Raw genomic sequence first — 21,022 nt, forward strand, 5'->3', positions numbered from 1 at the left:
CAAATAAAAGCGCATTTAACCGCACAACAAAACAGTCATGAACAATGACTTGGCATTAGGCACAGCCTACGTGCGATGTCCTGGAGAAGAACCATGAGCGAAGTTGAACGCTACAAACCATACAAGGGGGCGGCCGCCGGTTGGGGCGCGCTGATTGCCGTGACCAGGAACTGGTTGGGCAGCGAAAACGCCTTCAAGAACATTCGCACCATGCTCAAGACCAACCAGAACGGCGGTTTCGACTGCCCGGGCTGCGCCTGGGGCGAATCGCCGGAAAACGGCATGGTCAAGTTCTGCGAGAACGGCGCCAAGGCGGTCAACTGGGAAGCCACCGGGCGCCTGGTCAACCCGGCCTTCTTCAATAAATACACGGTGTCGGCGCTGGCGGCGCAAAGCGACTACTGGCTCGAATACCAGGGCCGCCTGACCCACCCGATGCGTTACGACGCCAGCACTGACCGCTATGTCGAAACCAGTTGGGACGATGCCTTCGCCCTGATCGCCGAGCACCTGAACGCTCTGGAGTCGCCCGACCAGGCCGAGTTCTACACCTCGGGCCGGGCCAGCAACGAGGCCGCCTACCTCTACCAGCTGTTCGTGCGTGCCTACGGCACCAACAACTTCCCGGACTGCTCGAACATGTGCCACGAGGCCAGCGGCCTGGGCATGGACGACAGCGTTGGCGTGGGCAAAGGCACGGTGACCTTCGATGACCTGGAGGAAGCCGACGCCATTTTCGTCATCGGCCAGAACCCCGGCACCAACCATCCGCGGATGCTCGAACCGCTGCGCGAAGCGGTGAAGCGTGGAGCCCAGGTGATCTGTTTCAACCCGCTGAAAGAGCGTGGCCTGGAACGCTTCCAGCACCCGCAGCACCCGTTGGAAATGCTCACCAACGGCTCGGAACCCACCTCCTCCGCCTACTTCCGCCCGGCCCTGGGCGGCGACATGGCGGCCATGCGCGGCATCGCCAAGTTCCTCTGGCAGTGGGAACGCGAAGCCCTGGCGAACAATGGCGAGGCGGTGTTCGACCGCGCCTTCATCGCCGAACACACCTCGGGCCTGGACGCCTACCTGGCCGAGGTCGACGCCACCAGCTGGGAGCACATCCTCGAACAGTCCGGGCTGTCCCTGCAGGACATCGAGCTGGCCGCGCGCATGTACCGCAAGGCCAAGCGGGTGATCATGTGCTGGGCCATGGGCGTGACCCAGCACACCCACTCGGTGCTGACCGTGCAGGAAGTGGTCAACGTGCAATTGCTGCGCGGCAATATCGGCCGGCCGGGCGCCGGGCTGTCGCCGGTGCGCGGCCACAGTAACGTGCAGGGCGACCGCACCATGGGCATCAATGAACTGGCCCCTACCGAATTGCTCGATGCCCTGGAGGCGCGTTTTGCCTTCAAGGCGCCGCGCAAGCACGGGCACAACACGGTGATGGCGATCGCCGCCATGGAAGAAGGTCGCGCCAAGGTGTTCATCGGCCTGGGAGGCAACTTCGCCCAGGCCACCCCCGACAGCCCGCGCACCCACGCCGCCCTGCGCAACTGCGAGCTGACCGTGCACATCGCCACCAAGCTCAATCGCAGCCACCTGGTCACCGGCCGCGAGGCGCTGATTCTGCCGTGCCTGGGGCGCACCGATATCGACCTGCAAGCCCAGGGCCCGCAAGGCGTCACCGTGGAAGACACCTTCAGCATGGTGCATATTTCCCACGGCCAGCTGAAACCCAAGTCGCCGCTGATGCGCTCGGAGCCGGCGATCATCGCCGGGATCGCCAACGCCACCCTGGGCAGCCACCCCATCGACTGGCTCTGGGTGATCGAGGATTACAGCCGGATCCGCAACCTGATCGCCGACACCATTCCCGGCTTCAAGGACTTCAACAAGAAGCTGCTGCACCCCGGTGGTTTCCACCTGGGTAACGACGCCGCCCAGCGCATCTGGAAAACCGCCACCGGCAAGGCTCAGTTCACCCCCGGCGTGTTGCCGGAACACCTGGTAAGCAAGGGCGTGCGCGACCTGGGAGTGAAGCCGGAGCTGATCCTGCAGACCATGCGCTCCCACGATCAGTACAACACCACCCTGTATGGCCTGGACGATCGTTATCGCGGGGTCTACGGCATGCGCGACGTGGTGTTCGTCAACGAGCGGGACATTCGCAAGCTGGGCTACGAGCCAGGGCAGAAGGTCGACATGATCTCGCTGTGGGGCGACGGTCGCGAGCGCCGGGTGAGCGGCTTCACCCTGATCGCCTATGACATTCCACCCGGCCAGGCCGCTGCCTACTACCCGGAAACCAACCCTCTGGTGCCACTGGAAAGCTACGGCGACCGCACCTTCACCCCGACCTCGAAGTTCATCGCGATTCGCCTTGAGCCGGCGCCGGCCAGCAACCTGATCCAGTCCTCCGTCGATTGAACCTGCCCGGGGCGGCGCGCGTCGCCCCGGCCCTTTCGAAACCTGCATTGCCGTTGACCGCGAGCCGCAAGGCTCACGCGGTCGGCCGGGCCGTGCACACGTATCGAGCCACTCTGAGGGTATCGTCATGCCAAACCTGGAAGCGCTCGACCTGGCGCGAATTCAATTCGCGTTCACGGTCTCGTTCCACATCATATTTCCCGCCATCACCATCGGGCTGGCCAGCTTCCTGGCAGTGCTCGAAGGCCTCTGGCTGAAGAGCAATAATCCGGTCTACAAGGACCTGTACCATTTCTGGTCGAAAATCTTTGCCGTCAACTTCGGCATGGGGGTGGTCTCCGGGCTGGTCATGGCCTACGAGTTCGGCACCAACTGGAGCCGTTTCTCGGACTTCGCCGGGAGCATTACCGGGCCCCTGCTGACCTATGAAGTGCTGACCGCGTTTTTCCTCGAGGCTGGTTTCCTCGGGGTGATGCTGTTCGGCTGGAACCGGGTCGGCCGTGGGTTGCACTTCTTCTCCACGGTCATGGTGGCGATCGGCACGCTGATCTCGACCTTCTGGATCCTCGCCTCCAACAGCTGGATGCAGACGCCACAGGGCTTCTCCATCGTCGATGGGCGGATCGTGCCGATGGACTGGCTGGCCATCGTGTTCAACCCGTCGTTCCCGTTCCGCCTGGCGCACATGGCGATCGCCGCGTTCGTCGCCACGGCGTTTTTTGTCGGCTCGTCCGCGGCCTGGCACCTGCTGCGCAAGAACGACACGCCGCAGGTGCGCAAGATGCTGTCGATGGCGATGTGGATGGCCCTGATCGTCGCGCCGATCCAGGCGGTGGTCGGGGATGCCCACGGCCTGAACACCCTGGAACATCAGCCGGCGAAAATCGCCGCCATCGAAGGCCACTGGGAAAACATCGACAACCAACCGACGCCGCTGGTGCTGTTCGGCATCCCCGACATGGACGCCGAGAAAACCGGTTATGCGATCGAGGTGCCTTACCTGGGCAGCCTGATCCTGACCCACAGCCTGGACAAGCAGATCCCGGCGCTCAAGAGCTTCCCGAAAGAGGACCGGCCGAACGCGACCATCATCTTCTTCAGCTTCCGGATCATGGCCGGGCTGGGCATGTTGATGATCCTCACCGGCCTGCTCGGCCTGGCCCTGCGCCGCAACGGCGCGCTGTACCGCAACCGGCTGTTCCTGCGCCTGGTGCTGTTCATGGGCCCGACCGGGCTGATCGCCATGCTCGCCGGCTGGATCACCACCGAGGTCGGCCGCCAGCCGTGGGTGGTGTACGGCTTGCAGCGCACCGCCGACGCGGCATCCAACCACTCGGTCAGTCAACTGAGCATCTCGCTGGCGCTGTTCGTGCTGATCTACTTCTCGGTGTTCACCGTGGGCATTGCCTACATGATGAAGCTGGTCCGCAAGGGCCCGCAGCCCCATCACGATCATCCGCCACAAGGCGGCCCCGGCCAGGACCGCACGCCGCGCCGGCCGCTGTCCGCAGTCCCCGAGACCTTCGCGTCCGGCAACCCCGCCAACTGAACAAGGAGCTTGCCCATGGGCATTCAAGGTATAGACCTGTCGTTGATCTGGGGCGTGATCATCGCCTTCGGGGTGATGATGTACGTCATCATGGATGGCTTCGACCTGGGACTGGGGATCCTCTTCCCGCTCATCCCGGACGCGCAGGAGCGCGACGTGATGATGAACACCGTGGCACCGGTCTGGGACGGTAACGAGACCTGGCTGATCCTCGGCGGCGCGGCGCTGTACGGGGCCTTCCCGCTGGCCTATTCGGTGATTCTGGAGGCCTTGTACCTGCCGCTGATTTTCATGCTGGCCGGCTTGATCTTCCGCGGCGTGGCCTTTGAGTTCCGCTTCAAGGCCAGCCCGGAAAAACGCCATGTCTGGGATATGGCGTTCATTGGCGGCTCGCTGCTGGCGACCTTCTGCCAGGGCATCGTGATCGGCAGTTACATCGCCGGGATCCCGGTGGTCAATCGCCAGTTCGCTGGCGGCAACCTCGACTGGCTGGCGCCGTTCCCGCTGTTCTGCGGCCTGGGCCTGATCGTCGCCTATGCATTGCTGGGCAGCACCTGGCTGCTGGTCAAGACCGAAGGCATGCTGGAATCGCGGATGCGCCACTACAGCCGGCCGCTGGCATTCGTGCTGATGGCGGTGGTCGCGGTGCTCTGCGTGTGGACGCCCTTGCTGCATCCGGAGATCGCCAGCCGCTGGTTCACCCACGCGCATATCGTGGTCTTCGGCGCCCTGGTGGTCCTCGCGTTGCTGGCGCTGTTCGGGCTGCTGCGCACCTTGCGCCAGCATCACTCGCACTGGCCGTTCGTGTTCACCCTGGCGCTGGTGTTCCTCGGCTATATCGGCCTGGCCTTCAGCATCTGGCCGAATATCGTGCCGCCTTCCATCAGCCTGTGGCAGGCGGCATCGCCCCCGTCCAGCCAGCTGTTCATCCTGATCGGCACCCTGTTCATCCTGCCGATCATCCTGATGTACACCTGCTGGAGCTACTACGTGTTCCGCGGCAAAGTGAGGATCGGCGATGGTTACCATTGACAGCGAAACCCTTCGAACCCCTGCCAGGCTGAGGCCTTTCTACAAGCAGGTGGCGCAGTTGAGCCTGCTGTTCCTCGGCGGGCTGCTCATGCTGGCAGCCGCCACCGCACTGATGATGGAGTTGGCTTATGGAACGCTCTGAGGTATCGAGCACTGAAGGTCCGGCCGCCCCCTGGTATCGGCGGCTGGCATGGCTGGTGGGTATCTGGTTTGGCAGTGTGCTGGCCCTGGGTGCGGTGGCCAGCCTGCTGCGGCTGATGATGCAGATGGCCGGGATGAGCAGTCACTGATTGCTGGCTGCACCGGTAAGGCCCGGCACATTTTTAGGCACCGGCACCTTTCTCGGTTTGTGGTTTCAATCAGCCAGATGCAAAGAGCCCGCGAGGCCCTTACCTCGCGGGCTCTTTGCATCCGGATCAGGGCTGGCGTTCGGCCAACGCTTCCAGCAGATCGGCCGAAGGCACGAAGAACAGGCCGCCGGTCACCGCCGTGCTGAAATCCAGCAAACGGTCATAGTTGCCCGCCGGCCGGCCGACAAACATGTTCTCGAGCATCTGCTCCATGGGCTCCGGCGAACGCGCGTAGCCGATGAAATAGGTGCCGAACTCCCCCGCCCCGGGCCGGCCGAACGGCATGTTGTCGCGCAGGATCTTCACCTCTTCGCCGTCCTTGGTGATGGTGGTCAAGGCACTGTGGGAAGAGGTCGGCTTGACGGCATCGTCGAGTTCGATATCGGACAGTTTCTTGCGCCCGATAATGCGTTCCTGGGCCTCGACCGACAGCTCGTTCCAGGCGTTCATGTTATGCAGATACTTCTGCACCAGCACATAACTGCCGCCACTGAACGCCGGATCTTCATCGCCGACCAGGGTGAACTCGATGGCCTTGCGCCCGACCGGGTTTTCCGTGCCATCGACAAAACCGATGATGCTGCGCATGTCGAAATAGCGGAAACCCTGCACCTCATCGACCACCGAGATCGCATCGCCCAGTGCCGCGATCAGTTGCGTCGCCAGTTCGAAACACAGGTCCATCTGGTCCGCGCGAATGTGCAGCAGGATGTCGCCCGGGGTCGCCACGGCCCGGCGCTCGTGCGGGCCGAACTCGCGAAAGGCGTGCAGGGACGCCGGGCGCGGGCCGCCAAACAGCCGGTCCCAGGCCGCCGAAGCAAAACCGCAGACACACGACAGGTTACCCGCGGGCACCCGCTTGCCAACCGAACGGGTGAGGCCCGCCACATCTTCGCACCAGCCCCGTACCTTGGCGGCGGCGTCACTGCCAGGGGCCAGGGTGGCGACGATAAAGATCGCGCTGCTGGTAATCGGGTCGCAGACGGATTGCGGTTCAGGACTGGTGTCGGATATTGGCATGTTCTGTACTCGGCGGAACGGGATAGAAGGACCGCAGAGTAGCAAACAATCGCCCAGTCACAGCGCCTGAGTGGACCGCGGCGCTTACTGCGCCGCCACCCGACGACGCAAGCCCAGGCTCCAGCCCTGCTGCATGCCGGCCGCCGCCAGCAGGATGGCGATCACGCCGATCCATTGCAGTAACTCCAGGCGATGGCCGAAAGCGAACCAGTCGACGAAGATCGCCGCGATCGGATAGATGAACGACAGCGCGCCTGTCAGCGCGGTCGGCAGTTTCTGGATCGCGCCGTACAACAGCACGTACATTACCCCGGTGTGCACGATGCCCAGGGTCAGCAGGCTGGCCCAGGCCCCCGGCGCCGTAGGCAGCGCGGAAAGATTGGCCCAGGGCGCCAGCAGCAACACCCCGGTGCAGACCTGGATCAGCGCGATCAGGTGCGGCGGCGTGCCGGTCAGGCGCTTGATCAACAGCGCGGCGAAGGCATACAGCAGGGCCGCCCCCAGCGCCAGGGCGATCCCCAGCAGATAGTCATTGCCCCCCGCTCCCTGCTCGCCATGGGCACTGACGATGGCGAGCATCCCGGCAAAGGAAATGCTCAGCCAGAACAGTTTCTGCGCGGTGATTTTCTCGCCGAGGAACAGCGCCGCCAGCCCCACCAGCATGAACGGCTGGACGTTATAGACCGCGGTTCCGATGGCGATCGAGGCCCGGGAATAGGAGGCGAACAGCAGCACCCAGTTGCCAACGATGGCGACACCACTGAGCACGGCGAGGAGAAAGGTGGTGCGCGTCAGGATGCCAGGGCGCAGAAAGCCGAAGCCGGCGCAGATCAGCAGCAGGGTCGCGGCACCGAACACGCAGCGCCAGAACACCACGTCCAGCACCGGCTGCCCGGACACCAGCACGAACCAGCCGATGGTCCCGGAAATCAACATGGCGGCGGTCATTTCCAGTGAGCCGCGGCGTAACAATTTGTCCATGATCACTCTCCTCAACAAGAGCCAAAAGTATGACAATCGACTCCTGCCCCGCTCAAGACTCAACGGCAGGCTAAAATCGGCTTACACCTTTTTTATAAAGGTATTTCTTAGGTTTTACCTAATGAGGCTGACATGATCGACGAGATTGACCAGGCGCTGATCAGCGCCCTGATGGAAGACTCACGCCGTTCGCTCAAGGCGCTGGCGCAGATCAGCGGGCTGTCCTCGCCCAGCGTCGCCGAACGACTGCGACGCCTGGAAGAGCGCGGCGTGCTCAAGGCCTATACCGTCGAAATCGACCCCAGGTTCTTCGGCTATCAGTTGCAGGCCATCGTGCGTATCCGGCCGCTGCCCGGGAAACTCCAGGAAGTCGAACGACAGATCCTGGCCATCCCCGAGTTCACCGAATGCGACAAGGTCACAGGCGAAGACTGCTTTATCGCCCGCCTGCATGTGCGCGACATGGAGCAACTGGACAACCTGCTCGACCACCTCAACAGCTGCGCGGAAACCAACACCGCGATCGTCAAGAAAAGCCCGGTGAAACGGCGATTGCCGCCGATGGCGTAACGCACGAGCTCACACACGGCGCTTGTCCCTGGCGCCTAAAAACTGGCTAGACTCAGGGCCTCATCGACGAAGGATTCGCCCCGTGAAGACCTCTTTTCTGTTGCTGGCGGCATTGATGCTCTCAGGTTGTGGAACCATCGATACCGTCTTCAGGGAGGATGCGGTGGCCAGCCAGAAACTCAAGGAGCGAAAATCGTACTGCGGTGGAGTCCCGCGCATCTACAGTGGCGTGACTTATGACTTCTGCAGCATGCACGCCCCTGTGCCAGAAAACGGAAGAATTCCCACCGGCCCTGCCTCGACCCAAGCCATCCTGCTCGACATGGCCGTTTCAGGCGTGCTCGACACCTTGCTGCTGCCCTACACCATCTATCAGCAACAAACCGACGGCAGCCTGATCATTGCCGAATAATCTCCCCTTACAGCAACAAATGCTGCCCGTGCGCCACAATTCGTGCCGGCCTCTGGCCGAACGACCAGATCGCAGACAACAAAAAGCCCGCCGAAGCGGGCTTTTCTGTTTCAGGGCTGGCGATCAGTCGTCGCGACCCATGATGCCGAACAGCTGCAACAGGCTGACGAACAGGTTGTAGATCGATACATACAGGCTGATGGTCGCCATGATGTAGTTCCGCTCGCCGCCATGGATGATGGCGCTGGTCTGGTACAGGATGCACACCGAGGAGAACAGCACGAAGCCCGCGCTGATCGCCAGTTGCAGGCCGCTGATCTGGAAGAACAGGCTGGCCAGCGTCGCGCCCAACAGGACGAAGAAACCGGCGGTGATGAAACCACCGAGGAAGCTCATGTCCTTGCGGCTGATCAGCACATAGGCCGACAGGCCACCGAACACCAGCGCGGTCATCGCAAAGGCCGAGCTGACCACTTCCGCGCCGCCCTGCATGCCCAGGTAACGGTTGAGGATCGGGCCGAGCAGAAAGCCCATGAAACCGGTCAAGGCAAACGCCGACACCAGGCCCCAGGCCGAATCACGGAGTTTGTTGGTGAGGAAGAACAGACCGTAGAAACCGATCAGCACCACGAAAATATTCGGATAACCGACCCGCATCTGCTGGGCCACGTAAGCCATCACGCCACTGAAGGCGAGAGTGAGAGCGAGTAGGCCGTAGGTGTTGCGCAGGACGCGGCTAACTTCTAGCTGCTCGGCCTGCACGCTGTTATTAACTGCGTAATCCTGTTCGCGCATGGCGACACTCCTGTTGGTTTGAAACGTTCAGTGGCAAAGATCATAACAGACGCTCTGCAACAAGCTATGCACAGAGTTTGACAGTGTGTTTCATTCAGGTATTATGGCGCCCGCAACAAAAACGGAGGTGTGGCCGAGTGGTTTAAGGCAACGGTCTTGAAAACCGTCGACTGTAACAGGTCCATGAGTTCGAATCCCATCGCCTCCGCCATATTCGTCACGCTAAAGCCCCGATTATTCGGGGCTTTTTCGTTTCTGGCGGACAGAATCCAGAGCACCTCAACAAGCCGCCATCTCCTTCTATTTTAGGACGCGTCCTAAAACTATGTGCTTGCGATTGAATTCTGTACGCATCACCACATCCCCCGACCAAATCGGCGTTATCCCAATGACGCATACTTCGACTCCCCTCCTTTGGCATCCTGCCGACCGAACACAACCCTCTCAAACACAAGACGTCTTCACAACTGATCAAGCCTGGAGGTTCAGTTCTGGCTCATCATCCCCCAGAGAAAGGACTATCCTACCGCTCGTCTTATCCCTCAGGCTTGACCAGCCGGCGTATGCGTGTAATCGCTAAGGAACTGAATACGGCCACCTTCCACAACCAGTCGAGCCAGATGGTCATCATCTCGCATGGCATCCTCACTCCGAATTTGTCAGCACGCAGGCAGACAGAAACGCCCCACTACGGTCATTGATCGGATCCAGAACATCCGCTTTGTCAACGCGCAGCTATAAACAAATGGTGACGTAGCAAGGCAGATTATTGAAAACAACCACTAATCTGAACTGTATTTTTTTACTAAGACTGAATCTTGACTTTATAAAAACCATTAAATAAAGCAGGAAAAACACTTACTCATCTCATACTGAGCAACCGCTCATCCACTGCCCGCAAACACTATTTGACCCCCCACTTCCTGGGCCTATAGTCAATTTGCAAACCGCTTAACAAGAAGTAATTCACTGTTCGTTGAGATCATCACCCTCTAGCCCAGACGAAGGAGAGTCATAATGGGAATTATCGTTGATGTGCTAACCGTTGTAGACGTAGACACCATCATTCAATATTACAGCGAGAAAGGACACCCAGACATCAGTACTAACCGCAAACAGCCGACGATGCTTAGTTATGAACTGGCCCAAAAAACAATCCATATGCTTGCCAAGTTCAGCAACGGACTCCAACACCAGGGAACCGGTAACTTATATCTCCCGGTAGACGCTGGTGACGTCATTCGATGGCGCGCAACAGACATCGCAAAGAACCTAGGCAATGCAGTGATACTCGATCGTTTCAAAATTATTGCCTCTCACCCTCAGGGCATCATTGCTCAACCTAAACTACGGCCAGTCACTGACAATGTGTCATCGCTCAACCCCAACGATCCAGACGGACCACCGACTCCGCAGATGATTACTACCAATGCATGGGAGGCTACTGCAGAGGCCAGAGGCACCGTAACATACACATGGTCTTTTGTTATCGTCGACAGGCATAACAAAGTCATTGGGTGCTGCGAGTGGGATCCGACACTCAACATCGATTAACCTGGACGACCATTAGTTAGCAAGACTCTCGCCCGACATAAATCGGGCGAGAGTCTTGATACTGCTCATCCCTTACAAAAGCCGATCTTTTACATACTCCCTACTTGCAGTACCAAGTTGCCTACTCTGAGCGCTGAAACTCCAAGTACTCGATACGTGTCAGAAAAACCAGCTTGCAGAAACGTCCATTGCATACGCTTGACACGCAACCAGCGCGATCAGTCCTTGGTCACCGTCGCCGGTACAGGCTTAGCCAGTGCACACGGTTGCGGATGATCAGCGTGCCGTCGTCGCCATGCTCGCTCCCAGTGCTGCCAAGCATACCGCCGCCATCGGGCGAACACGGGACCTGCGTGCGCCCTCCCTTCAAGCACAAGGCTGAAGCTGCCAGTTACGCGGTACTCACCAACACCGAGCCGCTCGACGCTCAAACCGCGCGCTTCGTTACCAGCCTCCCTGCCAGTTCTCATCAATGAAGATTGTGACAGCATCTCCCTGCAAGAGCGGAAACAGGCTCCAGATACAAAGAGCCCAGCACTCGGGCTGGGCTTCGATTATTTTCTGCATGCCATCATTTTGTCGGCGAGCGTCTTGGCTCTTTCGACCAACAGGTTCTGCCGGTCTGCGTGAGTGGTCTCTCCTACAATCGGTGCCGTCAGATGGCTTTCCGCAATCAGCGCAGCACAGAAGTATTGATCCCAGACCCTTTGCTCCGACGCTTGCTTGCCCACTTGGTCAGCGATCATATGCGGCTCCTTTTGACGAGGTAGCCCCACCATTTTACGCCTCAACCAAGGGTAGCCTCCGTTGTAACGGATAGTCGGCAAGTGGTGTGGTCCGGCCGCTGCTCAGGTTACCAGCGTGATTGCGTTGTGTTCAGCGTCGAGGCATCACCGGTCATTGAACCTTCTGCCCGTTACCAATCTTCTTGGCCCTGTCGATCCCCCACTCAAACGCATCCTCCATATCCAGGCCATCCGGGGCCAGGTCATTGTCTTCGACAATAACGCTGCCATCCGGCTTGTAGATGCCGATGAACATCTTGAGCGAGCCATCTCTGAGGATCTCTGATCGCACCTTGATCTTGCACCCATTGGAAAGGGTTTCACTGTGGTTCAAATGACGCTCAGTCATGGCTGCATCCCTCAGTAAATGAAGTTCGAGTAAGGCACAGCCCATTGATTCATGCCAGTCGATAGGCCCCCATCAAGGGTTAGAGACGACAGGTCAGATTTTCCGAAGGCAATAAAAAGCCCCGCACAGTGGCGAGGCCGTTTTTGTATCTGTCAGCGCTTCAGCCGGCAGGTTTCAGTGGCGCCGGGGCGGCCATGACATAACGGGACATCAGGTAGGCGACCAGGCCGCCCAGCGCCGCGCCCGCCGCATCGGCCAGAAACAGCGCCAGTTGTGAGGCCGAATGCTGGTAGACCCTGCACATCGCCACCCAGGCGTTTTCCATGAAGCCGGAAGCCCAGTCCCACCCACAGGGGTACACCATCAAGAAGACCAGCCCGGCGAGAGTGATCCATCCGGACAACCTGGACGGGGTCTGAGAAAAGACGAACCGGGCCAGCTGGCAGATACCAACAAAGAGCCAGGCTGCCAGCAGACTTCTCATGAATTGATCGAATAACTCAAAAAAGGCCATAGCGCCCTACGCTGAAAAATCACCGAACGATGATAGCCATTCGCGTTGCCATAAAAAACCCGACGCAATAGCCGGGTTTTCATCAATCGCGTAGCGGTGCCCACGGGTGGAGCCGCGAATCCGGGCCTGCGCCGAGCCCCTTTATCGGCCAGCGGCCTGGCAGGCTCCTGCGCCCTCTTCCCCCACTCCACCTGCGACCTGGACCAGGGCTTCCAACAGGGCCTCGGTGTGGTTGATCGACTCCCGGATCTCATCGAAGGCATCCTCCAGATCGCGCACCTTCGCTGTCGCCGAAGCGCCGCACAGGGCTTGCTGGATCTGGAATTCATCCTGCTTGAATTGCAGGACATTGGCCCGCAGGCCTTCGATACGAAGGGACAGCTGCGAGACGTGGTGGCGGCGACGCTGAACCATTTCGGTTCTCCTTTTATGGCCCTCTTACTTATTCAGATCGTCGCGCGCCGGCGGATGTTCAGCAGTTCCTGACCAAAGGCACAGCGCCCCATGCCCATGGCCAGCCCCTCAAAGCTTGCTGTCCAGCGCCACCAGCAAGGCTGCGTCCCGCCCGTAGATATCCGGGGCATAGGACAGCTGGCCATGGCTGTCGGCTTGCGCCGTCCAGTACGCGAGCAGGATCGGTATCGGCGTCGACAACCTGAACTCATGGGTGAGCCCGGTGCTCAGCAACTCGTCGGTACGCACCCGTTCCGCCGGACTCACCAGCAGATCGCGCAGCTGCAACGCATGCTCGACCCGTACGCAGCCCGAACTGAAGGCCCTCGGCCCCTTGTTGAACAGCGCCTGGCTGGGCGTGTCGTGCAGGTACACCGAGAACGGGTTGGGGAACCGGATCGCCATCTGCCCCAGCGGGTTTCTCGGCCCGGCGTCCTGGCGCAGGAGGATATTGCCGGGGTTGTCCCAGTCGATATCCTCCACCGCCAGGGGATGACCCTCGCTATCGAGCACCTGCAGGTTCTGCCGATTGAGGAAGGACTGGTCACGGCGAATTTCCGGCAGTTTGTCTTCGCGAAAAATGGTCGGCGGCACCGTCCAGGTCGGGTTCAGGGTCAGGCGCGTGACCTGGGATTTCAGCAAGGGCGTCTGGCGCTCGGCACGCCCTACCTGGGTCCGGGTCTGCCAGACCGGCACTCCGTCCTGATAGACGATCAACTGCGCCGCGGCCAGGTTGACCAGCAGGCTGTCGGGCTCCATGTCTTGCGCCAGCCAGCGAAAGCGTTCGAGGTTGATGCGCAGCTGTTCGCGGCGCATCTGCGGGCTGACGTTCAGTTCATTCAAGGTCCCCGCGCCGATCACCCCGTCGGCTTGCAGCGAATGGCTGAGCTGGAAGCTTTTCACCGCGCTCACCAGGTCGCCGCTGTAAAGGGTATCGCCCTCGTTGGCGAGGGCGCTCAGATACCCCTCCTTGAACAGCCGTTGCGCCAACTCCGGCACCCGCGCGTCCCGCATCTGCGGACGCAGCAGCGGCCCGCTGGGCAGCGGCTGCCAATGGGGCAACTCCAGCTGGCGCTGCTGGGCATACAGCTGGCGCAGGTTCTGATATTGCTCGAGGCTCGGCCGCGCCAGCGCGAAGGCCGCCGGGATGTCCTGCAGGCCGGGCCCGGCGATGGCGAGCACCTGCGCCTGGCGATCCAGCGGCAAGGGATGGGCGTGCCACATCGGCTCGAAGCGGGCTTGCGACAGACGGCCGTAATGCAGGTCATGCAAGGCTTGCAGGTAATGCTGGCTGAAGCTCAGGTCGGCGCACAGCGCGTCGCCCGCAAGCGCACTGGCTGGTGACCGGTAGTCGGCCGGGTCCAGGCCATCGTCGGCCAGTTGCTGCAATTGTGCCTGCAACGCCTCCAAACGTGCGCTGGACGACCAGATCGGCTGGTCACCCTGCTGTTGGTAAAAGGCCTGCAGCAGGCTCTGGGCGGGAATGTCCAGGTGCGCGGCCACCCCCGGACAGGCATCGGACAATCGAATGAATACCCGTTGCACAGGGTTCTCATGATCGACCGGTACATCCTGAGCAGTCGCGACCAACGGCGCAGCGAGCAGGAAAAGGCTCAAGTAACATGCGTGTTTTTTGAACAACTGCTTTACTCCAATCATGGCCATCATGGTGATGGTCAACCTCGGCAGTGGCTGCGAAAAATCGTCCAACCACCTGTAACCAGAACTGCCAGAAGAGCGACAGGACGTCAGGAGCCAAAGTGACTGTGGGGACACTCTAGAATGCTGACCTTCCTGCGCCGGCTCTGCCTGGCAATGACCACCCTAGGCGCGATCTGCAGCCCTGCGCTCGCCGCCAACAACACGACTCCGCTGCTTTACAACAGCCTCGCCCACGCCGCTCCAGAACTCAATCCCCAAGTGCTGAAAAGTGCCTTGAGCGCCATGCAGTGCGCCGTCAACAGCGGCGCCAGGCAGGCCCGACACCTGGCGGTCATCGACTACTCGCAACCCTCCACCGCCCGCCGCCTGTGGATCTTCGACCTGAATAAAAGAACCCTGGTGCTGCGCGACCTGGTCGCCCACGGGCAGAAATCCGGGGAAAACTTCGCCACCCAGTTTTCCAATCGCATGGGCAGCTTCCAGTCCAGCCTCGGCCTGTTTCGCACCCAGGAAAGTTATGAAGGCAGCCACGGTTATTCGCTGCGCATGGACGGCCTGGAGCCGGGCTTCAACGACCTCGCCCGCGATCGGGACATCGTGATTCACGCGGCCGACTATGTGAGCCCCCTGTGGAGCCGACGCCAAGGGCGCATCGGCCGCAGCCTGGGTTGCCCGGCCGTGCGGCCACAGGTGGCGCGCCAGGTGATCGACCGCCTCAAGGACGGTCAGTTCATGTTTTCCTGGTACCCCGACCAGCAATGGCTGAAGTCCTCGCCCTATCTCAACTGCCAGCCACGCCAGGTGGCCAGCATTGTCGCCGCCAGCGGCGGGTAACCCCGTTCGCCCCTCAACCGGCGGCTGAGGCCGCCGTTTCCGCCTCTTCGGGTATTTTGACGAAGATGCTGTATTTGGCCCCTTCCATCGCTTCGAAGGCGATGAGCTTGTCCACCAGCGGACCGCTCAGCACCTTGCCGGCATTGAGCAGCAGCATGCCGTTGTCGGCATTGAGGTTGCGCGCCAGGGTCATGCCGGCAGCCAGGTCCCGAGTGGTCAGGACCCGGACCGTCGGATCGGCCAGGGTGACATCGTTCTGATAGGCCGCGCAGACGCCAACGAAGTCCTCCACCAGGTCCGGGTCGTAGAGTTTGCCGGCATATTTGCGAATGAACAGCAGCGCCTCATCGCTGTTCATCTGCCGTTCGAGTATCAACCCACGCTGCAGCTCGATGAAATCCACGGCCAGCTTGAGCCAGCGCGAGCCCAGTGGAATGGCCTCGCCCTTGAGATGATCGGGAAAACCGCTGCCATCCCAGCGTTCCTGGTGATGCAGGATGATGCGCGCCGCGTCCTTCATCGGCTCCAGGGTCATCAGCAGCGACTCGCTCTGTTTCGGGTAGGCGCGGTACAGGTCGCGCTCGGTGTGGTGCAGCAAATCCGCCGGCGCGGTCATCATGCTGTCGGTCCAGCTCAGCTTGCCGATGTTGTACAACGCAGCGGCCATGGTCATGTCGCGGCTTTCGCTTTCATCCAGGCCATGGGTGATGCAGTAGACACGAATCAGTTCGATGATCTGCCGGTTGGTCTGCTTGGCCTTGGGCAAGCGCAGGTTCGCCAGCAGCGAAAACACCTCGGTGCCGGTCACGTAGCTGCGCTTGAGCTCTTCATAGGCCAGGTCGAGCATGTCGGCGGTCTGTTGCAGCTCGGCGGTGCGCGCCGCAACGCGTTTTTCCAGGGTCGAGTTGAGTCTCTTCAGTTGCTCGTTCTGCTGCCGGGTCAGCGCTTCCAGACGCTGGCGCTCGCTTTCGGAATGGTGATGGGCCAGAGCCTGGCGCAGCGTCACCAGCATGTCCTCGTCGTTCCAGGGCTTGCTGATATAGCGATGGATCTGCCCTTCGTTGATGGCCTTGGCGATCAACGTCATATCGGCATAACCGGTGAGCAGGATGCGCAGCGTCGATGGATAACGCTGATGGATCTGGGCCAGCAAGGTCGCGCCGTCCATGCCCGGCATCCGGGCGTCGCTCATGACCACGTCGACCGGCCGCTGTTCGAGGATTTCCAGGGCCTTGGTACCGCTGTCGGCCAGCAGGATGTCGTAAGGCTGGCCGCGTAACAGCCGGCGAAGGCTATTGAGAATCGCTTCCTCATCGTCGACCAGCAGTACCGTCGATCTGTTCTGGGCTGCGCCCGCTGTATGTTCTTCCATGTCTCCCCCTCCCCTTTGACTTCGATCAGACCTGCCTTCTGGGACAGGCTAGATGACTTGTAGCGTTTCGGCATGAATTTGACGCCGGCCGATTAGCGCATACAGGGGAGCCTGACTATGCTCAAGGCAAAAATGGATTGCATGTCCAGGAAGCAGGAAGGGAAGCCCGATGAGCTTATATACAAGGTCCCCGCTCTGGGTTGGAGCACGACGATGATGGCGTCGGCAGACCGGACCAACCGGCGAATTCTGATCGTCGACGACACAGTGTCGATCCACGAGGACTTTCGCAAGATCCTCGCCGCCACGGATGCCCCCGAGGACAGCCTCAGCGACGCCGAGGCCGCCCTGTTCGGTATGCACCCGAGTGCCACGCTGGAGCATTTTTTCCTCGACTCGGCATTCCAGGGCCGCGAAGCGCTGAACATGGTGCAAGCGGCGCTGGAACGCAATGCGCCCTATGCCATGGCCTTCATCGACATGCGCATGCCGCCCGGCTGGGACGGCCTGGAGACCATCGAGCGGCTATGGCAGGTCGACCCCAAGCTGCAAATCGCCCTGTGCACCGCCTATTCCGACTACTCGTGGGAAGACATCGCCGAGCGCCTGCAACTGGGCGACCGCCTGCTGATCCTGAAAAAACCCTTCGATGCCATCGAGATCCGCCAGATGGCCAGCGCCCTGACCGTCAAATGGCAGATGACCGAAGACGCCGCGCTGAAAATGGACCAGCTGGAACAGGCGGTCGAGGAACGCACCCGCGAGCTGGCCGATGCCAACATCATCGTGCAGAACAGCCCCACCATCCTCTATCGCCTGCGCGGCGAGCCGTCGTTCAAATTAATGTACATCTCCCATAACATCACCAAGTTCGGCCATGTGGCGGCGCAACTGGTGGCCTCGGACGACTGGGCCCAGACGCTGATCCACCCCGACGACCAGGCCAAGGTCGAGAGCGCCATGCTCCGGGTCCTCGACCGGGATGTGGCGGGAGCGTCCATCGAGTTCCGCATGCGCACCGGCGACGGTGCCTTCCGCTGGGTGGAAAACCGCTACATCCCGGTGCGCAACGACCAGGGCCAATTGGTCGAAGTGGAAGGGATCATCCTCGACATCACCGAACGCAAACTGGCCGAAGAAAAGATGGCCCTGATGGCCCGCACCGACAGCCTGACCGGGCTGGCCAACCGCGCCACCCTGATCGAGCGCCTGCACCAGGCATTCGCCGCGGCCCGGCGGGGAGCCTCACCCTTCGCGATGTTTTACCTGGACCTGGACCACTTCAAGCGCATCAACGACACCCTCGGCCACCCCATCGGCGACCTGTTGCTGCAGGAAGTGTCCCGACGCATCAAGGCCTGCACCCGGGAAAACGATGTGGTGGCGCGCCTGGGCGGCGACGAGTTCGCAATCCTGCAACTGGACGTCGACGAGGCCACGCACTGCGCCGCGCTGGCGACGAAAATCCGCGACACCCTGGTGCTGCCCTACTCGCTGGAAGGCAACGAGGTGCGCATCTCGGTGAGCATCGGCATCAGCCTCTACAGCCCGCAGACCCTGAGCGCCGACAGCCTGATGGCGCAGTCGGACATGGCGCTGTATCGCTCCAAGGACCAGGGCCGCAACCAGTTCCATTTCCACAGCGAGGAAATCAACCGGGAAGTCACGGAGCGGGTGACCCTGGCCAACGACCTGAAGCTGGCCCTGGAACGCGACGAACTGCACCTGCATTACCTGCCGGAAGTCGATCTCGGTACCGGCAGGATCCTCGGCATGGCGGCTCAGATTCGTTGGCTCCACCCCCGGCGCGGCTGGCTCGAGGCCAAGGATTTCATGCCCGCGGCCGAGAAGACCGGCATTGTCATCGCTCTCGGCCATTGGCAGCTGGACCAGGCTTGCCGGCAGATGAGTGCCTGGCGCGACCAGAACGTGGCGCCGCCGTTGATTGCGATCCATTTATCCCTGGTCCAGCTCAAGACCGGATCGGAATTGATCTACGACGTGCTGCGCACCACCACGCGCTGGGGCATGTGCCCGTGGGACCTGAGATTCGACGTTACCGAGGGCACCCTGGCCCAGACCAAGTGGACCCACAACGACATCCTGCCGAGGTTGTGCGAGCTGGGCGTGAAGATCGCCATCGACGATTTCGGCACCGAGTATTCCTCGTTCGACTACCTCAAGACCTACAGGGTCAACCACCTCAAGCTTGCCCAGCGCTTTCTCGACAGCGCCAGCAGCGACCCGGACAACGCCATGACCCTGCGGGCCATCCTCAACTTCGCCCGCGAGGTGGGGATCGGGGTCACCGCTGAAGGGGTGGAAACCCAGGAGCAGCGCACGACCCTGATATCCAGCGGCACGCCACTGGGGCACTCACCCGCTACGGCAGTCGACAGCGACCAGGCTGGCGAACTGCTCAAGGCCAGGTCTGTCGCTATGGATGGCAGTGCCTGGTCGGCGGATCCTACGTCGGAGAATTTCAGGTGAGCCCTTTATCCGTGGCGCCCAATCGGCGGATTCTGATCATCGACGACACACCGGCGATCCATCAGGACTTTCGCAAGATTCTCAGCCCCGAAGACGAAGGACTGTTGGGCAGCACCGAAGCCTTGCTGTTCGGCGTCAACAGCAGGCCTCACCAGCACTTCCAGATCGACTCCGCCTACCAGGGCGAAGAAGCCGTGGAACTGGTCAAACGCGCCCAGGCCGAAGGCCGGCCTTATGCCCTGGCCTTCATCGACATGCGCATGCCACCAGGCTGGGATGGCCTGCAGACCATCGAGCATCTGTGGAAAACCGACCCGCAGTTGCAGATCGCCCTATGCACCGCGTTCTCCGATTACTCATGGGAAGCCATGGCCGAACGCATCGAGTTCGGCGACCAGCTGTTGATCCTGAAAAAGCCGTTCGACAGCCTGGAGATCCGCCAGATGGCCAGTGCCCTGACCTGGAAGTGGCAACTGGCGCAGGACGTGGCGAGCAAGATGCGCAACCTGGAACAGACCATCGAGGAACGGGTCCAGGAACTGCTGAGCGTGTCGCACCTGCTGCATTACGATGTGCTCACCGGGCTGCCCAACAGCACCTTGCTGGGCGACCGCCTGACCCAGCATCTGTCCCAGTCGCGCCGTCATGACCGCAAGCTGGCGGTAATGTTCATCGGTCTGGACCGTTTCAAACGCATCAACAATGCCCTCGGGCACCCGGCGGGAGACGAAATGCTCAAGCTCGTCGCCCAGAGCCTGGCAGCTGCAGTGCGCGAGTCCGACTCGGTGTTTCGCTACGGTTCGGACGAGTTCGTGGTGATTCTTGGCGACATCCTGCATCCGCAGCAGACCCGGGGGGTGGCCGAAAAACTCCTGGCTGCCGTCAACACCCCTCATTCCGTGGCGGGCCACGACCTGACGGTCACCGCCAGCCTGGGCATCAGCATCTACCCCGACGACGGCGCCGATGCCGTAACGCTGATCAAGAAGGCCGAGACCGCCATGCGTAACGTCAAGGATTGCGGTCCCAACGACTTCAGCTTTTTCATCGACGACATGAACCTGCGCGCACGCCAGCAGCAGACCCTGGAAACCGGCCTGCGCCTGGCATTGCAGCGCGAAGAGTTCGTCCTGCACTACCAGCCCAAGCTGGACCTGGCCCGGGGCACGGTGGTCGGCGCCGAGGCACTGGTGCGCTGGAACCGGCCCGACCATGGCTGGGTGTTCCCCTCGGACTTCATCCCGGTGGCCGAAGACAGCGGATTGATCGTCGCCCTCAGCCAATGGGTATTGCGCCAAGCCTGCCTGCAATCCCAGGCCTGGCAAAAGCAGGGCCTGCCCCCCATCTGCATGTCGGTGAACGTGTCGGCCATCGATTTTCGCCAGCGCGACTACGTCGAGCGTCTCACCCGCACGCTGACCGAGACCGGGCTCGACCCGAAGCTGCTGGAGCTGGAAATCACCGAAAGCGTGCTGATGCAGAACGTCGACGCCACCATCGCCACACTCCGCGCCATCAAGCAGCTGGGAGTGCGCCTGGCCATCGACGACTTTGGTACCGGCTACTCGAGCTTGAGTTACCTGCAGAAATTCCCGGTCGACGTGCTGAAGATCGACCAGTCGTTCGTGCGTGACCTGGGTACCGACAGCAACGACGCAAAACTGGTCAGCAGCATCATCGACCTGGGCAAGAGCCTGAACCTGAGCATCATCGCCGAAGGGGTCGAGACCCTCGAACAGCTGGACTTCCTCAAGCGCCACCACTGCGAGGAAGGCCAGGGCTTCTACTTCAGCAAAGCCGTGGAACCCGAGGTATTCGCCCGCTTTCTGACCGACTCCCTGCAACCTCACCTGCCCCATCCATGAAGTTGTGTCTGGTAAGG

At 61.1% G+C, this 21,022-nt stretch carries 20 protein-coding genes and 1 tRNA gene; 12 read left to right on the forward strand and 9 right to left on the reverse strand.

What is annotated here, in order from left to right:
- Positions 1-93 precede the first annotated feature (93 nt).
- The 5 genes from H0I86_RS19285 (at position 94) to H0I86_RS19305 (ending at position 5,289) form a co-directional block, all read left to right on the forward strand.
- On the forward strand, positions 94-2,418 hold the full coding sequence (locus tag H0I86_RS19285; RefSeq protein ID WP_180921729.1) for an FdhF/YdeP family oxidoreductase: 2,325 nt from the start codon (positions 94-96) through the stop codon (positions 2,416-2,418).
- 127 nt (positions 2,419-2,545) lie between these two features.
- Positions 2,546-3,967, forward strand: a complete 1,422-nt coding sequence (locus H0I86_RS19290; protein WP_180921730.1) for a cytochrome ubiquinol oxidase subunit I — start codon at positions 2,546-2,548, stop codon at positions 3,965-3,967.
- 15 nt (positions 3,968-3,982) lie between these two features.
- Positions 3,983-4,999: a cytochrome d ubiquinol oxidase subunit II gene (gene cydB, locus H0I86_RS19295; RefSeq protein WP_180921731.1), complete on the forward strand. Its 1,017-nt coding sequence runs from the start codon at positions 3,983-3,985 to the stop codon at positions 4,997-4,999.
- Entirely contained in the window at positions 4,986-5,141 is a 156-nt protein-coding gene (locus H0I86_RS19300) for a hypothetical protein (protein WP_164486474.1), read from the forward strand. Before cydB ends, H0I86_RS19300 begins: the two co-directional genes overlap by 14 nt.
- On the forward strand, positions 5,128-5,289 hold the full coding sequence (locus H0I86_RS19305; protein ID WP_180921732.1) for a DUF2474 domain-containing protein: 162 nt from the start codon (positions 5,128-5,130) through the stop codon (positions 5,287-5,289). The genes H0I86_RS19300 and H0I86_RS19305 overlap by 14 nt, the downstream gene beginning before the upstream one ends.
- 126 nt (positions 5,290-5,415) lie before the next feature.
- Here H0I86_RS19305 and H0I86_RS19310 read toward each other — a convergent pair whose 3' ends face one another.
- A complete protein-coding gene (locus H0I86_RS19310; protein WP_180921733.1) occupies positions 5,416-6,369 on the reverse strand; it encodes a Dyp-type peroxidase in 954 nt (317 codons plus the stop codon).
- An 84-nt stretch (positions 6,370-6,453) separates the two neighbouring features.
- Positions 6,454-7,350 carry a DMT family transporter gene (locus tag H0I86_RS19315; RefSeq protein WP_009049735.1) on the reverse strand — a complete coding sequence of 299 codons (897 nt, stop codon included), beginning with the start codon at positions 7,348-7,350 and terminating at the stop codon, positions 6,454-6,456.
- A 132-nt stretch (positions 7,351-7,482) separates the two neighbouring features.
- Here H0I86_RS19315 and H0I86_RS19320 point away from each other — a divergent pair, with 132 nt between their 5' ends.
- Both H0I86_RS19320 and H0I86_RS19325 read left to right on the forward strand, forming a co-directional pair.
- Entirely contained in the window at positions 7,483-7,920 is a 438-nt protein-coding gene (locus H0I86_RS19320; RefSeq protein ID WP_180921734.1) for an Lrp/AsnC family transcriptional regulator, read from the forward strand.
- A gap of 82 nt (positions 7,921-8,002) precedes the next feature.
- The gene (locus H0I86_RS19325) at positions 8,003-8,332 is read left to right on the forward strand and encodes a YceK/YidQ family lipoprotein (RefSeq protein WP_180921735.1); all 330 of its coding nucleotides are present in this window, start codon (positions 8,003-8,005) and stop codon (positions 8,330-8,332) included.
- A 123-nt stretch (positions 8,333-8,455) separates the two neighbouring features.
- Here H0I86_RS19325 and H0I86_RS19330 read toward each other — a convergent pair whose 3' ends face one another.
- Positions 8,456-9,127, reverse strand: a complete 672-nt coding sequence (locus H0I86_RS19330) for a Bax inhibitor-1/YccA family protein (RefSeq protein ID WP_007929309.1) — start codon at positions 9,125-9,127, stop codon at positions 8,456-8,458.
- A 123-nt stretch (positions 9,128-9,250) separates the two neighbouring features.
- Between H0I86_RS19330 and H0I86_RS19335 the strand changes: the two genes are divergently transcribed.
- Positions 9,251-9,338, forward strand: a tRNA-Ser gene (locus H0I86_RS19335).
- A gap of 806 nt (positions 9,339-10,144) precedes the next feature.
- Entirely contained in the window at positions 10,145-10,681 is a 537-nt protein-coding gene (locus tag H0I86_RS19340) for an AidA/PixA family protein (RefSeq protein WP_180921736.1), read from the forward strand.
- A gap of 554 nt (positions 10,682-11,235) precedes the next feature.
- On the opposite strand, the gene H0I86_RS19345 is transcribed toward H0I86_RS19340, so the two are convergent.
- The 5 genes from H0I86_RS19345 to H0I86_RS19365 form a co-directional block, all read right to left on the reverse strand.
- On the reverse strand, positions 11,236-11,427 hold the full coding sequence (locus H0I86_RS19345) for a hypothetical protein (RefSeq protein WP_180921737.1): 192 nt from the start codon (positions 11,425-11,427) through the stop codon (positions 11,236-11,238).
- A 151-nt stretch (positions 11,428-11,578) separates the two neighbouring features.
- The gene (locus H0I86_RS19350; RefSeq protein ID WP_180921738.1) at positions 11,579-11,815 is read right to left on the reverse strand and encodes a hypothetical protein; all 237 of its coding nucleotides are present in this window, start codon (positions 11,813-11,815) and stop codon (positions 11,579-11,581) included.
- A 160-nt stretch (positions 11,816-11,975) separates the two neighbouring features.
- The gene (locus H0I86_RS19355) at positions 11,976-12,140 is read right to left on the reverse strand and encodes a hypothetical protein (RefSeq protein ID WP_180921739.1); all 165 of its coding nucleotides are present in this window, start codon (positions 12,138-12,140) and stop codon (positions 11,976-11,978) included.
- Positions 12,141-12,470: 330 nt separating this feature from the next.
- Positions 12,471-12,743: a hypothetical protein gene (locus tag H0I86_RS19360; RefSeq protein WP_038577921.1), complete on the reverse strand. Its 273-nt coding sequence runs from the start codon at positions 12,741-12,743 to the stop codon at positions 12,471-12,473.
- A gap of 108 nt (positions 12,744-12,851) precedes the next feature.
- Positions 12,852-14,423 (reverse strand): L,D-transpeptidase family protein, encoded by a 1,572-nt coding sequence (locus H0I86_RS19365; protein WP_180921740.1) that lies wholly within the window; start codon positions 14,421-14,423, stop codon positions 12,852-12,854.
- 141 nt (positions 14,424-14,564) lie between these two features.
- Between H0I86_RS19365 and H0I86_RS19370 the strand changes: the two genes are divergently transcribed.
- Entirely contained in the window at positions 14,565-15,278 is a 714-nt protein-coding gene (locus H0I86_RS19370) for a murein L,D-transpeptidase catalytic domain family protein (protein WP_009049746.1), read from the forward strand.
- A 13-nt stretch (positions 15,279-15,291) separates the two neighbouring features.
- Here the strand turns inward: H0I86_RS19370 and nosR are convergent, their stop codons facing one another.
- Positions 15,292-16,650 carry a response regulator c-di-GMP phosphodiesterase, NosR family gene (gene nosR / locus H0I86_RS19375; RefSeq protein ID WP_180921741.1) on the reverse strand — a complete coding sequence of 453 codons (1,359 nt, stop codon included), beginning with the start codon at positions 16,648-16,650 and terminating at the stop codon, positions 15,292-15,294.
- A gap of 213 nt (positions 16,651-16,863) precedes the next feature.
- Between nosR and H0I86_RS19380 the strand changes: the two genes are divergently transcribed.
- Positions 16,864-19,140, forward strand: a complete 2,277-nt coding sequence (locus H0I86_RS19380; protein WP_180921742.1) for a GGDEF/EAL domain-containing response regulator — start codon at positions 16,864-16,866, stop codon at positions 19,138-19,140.
- Positions 19,137-21,005 (forward strand): putative bifunctional diguanylate cyclase/phosphodiesterase, encoded by a 1,869-nt coding sequence (locus H0I86_RS19385; RefSeq protein WP_180921743.1) that lies wholly within the window; start codon positions 19,137-19,139, stop codon positions 21,003-21,005. The genes H0I86_RS19380 and H0I86_RS19385 overlap by 4 nt, the downstream gene beginning before the upstream one ends.
- Positions 21,006-21,022: the final 17 nt, after the last annotated feature.

Origin of the sequence: Pseudomonas chlororaphis subsp. aurantiaca (assembly GCF_013466605.1) — a bacterium.
In the GTDB taxonomy this organism is placed as follows: domain Bacteria; phylum Pseudomonadota; class Gammaproteobacteria; order Pseudomonadales; family Pseudomonadaceae; genus Aquipseudomonas; species Aquipseudomonas chlororaphis_I.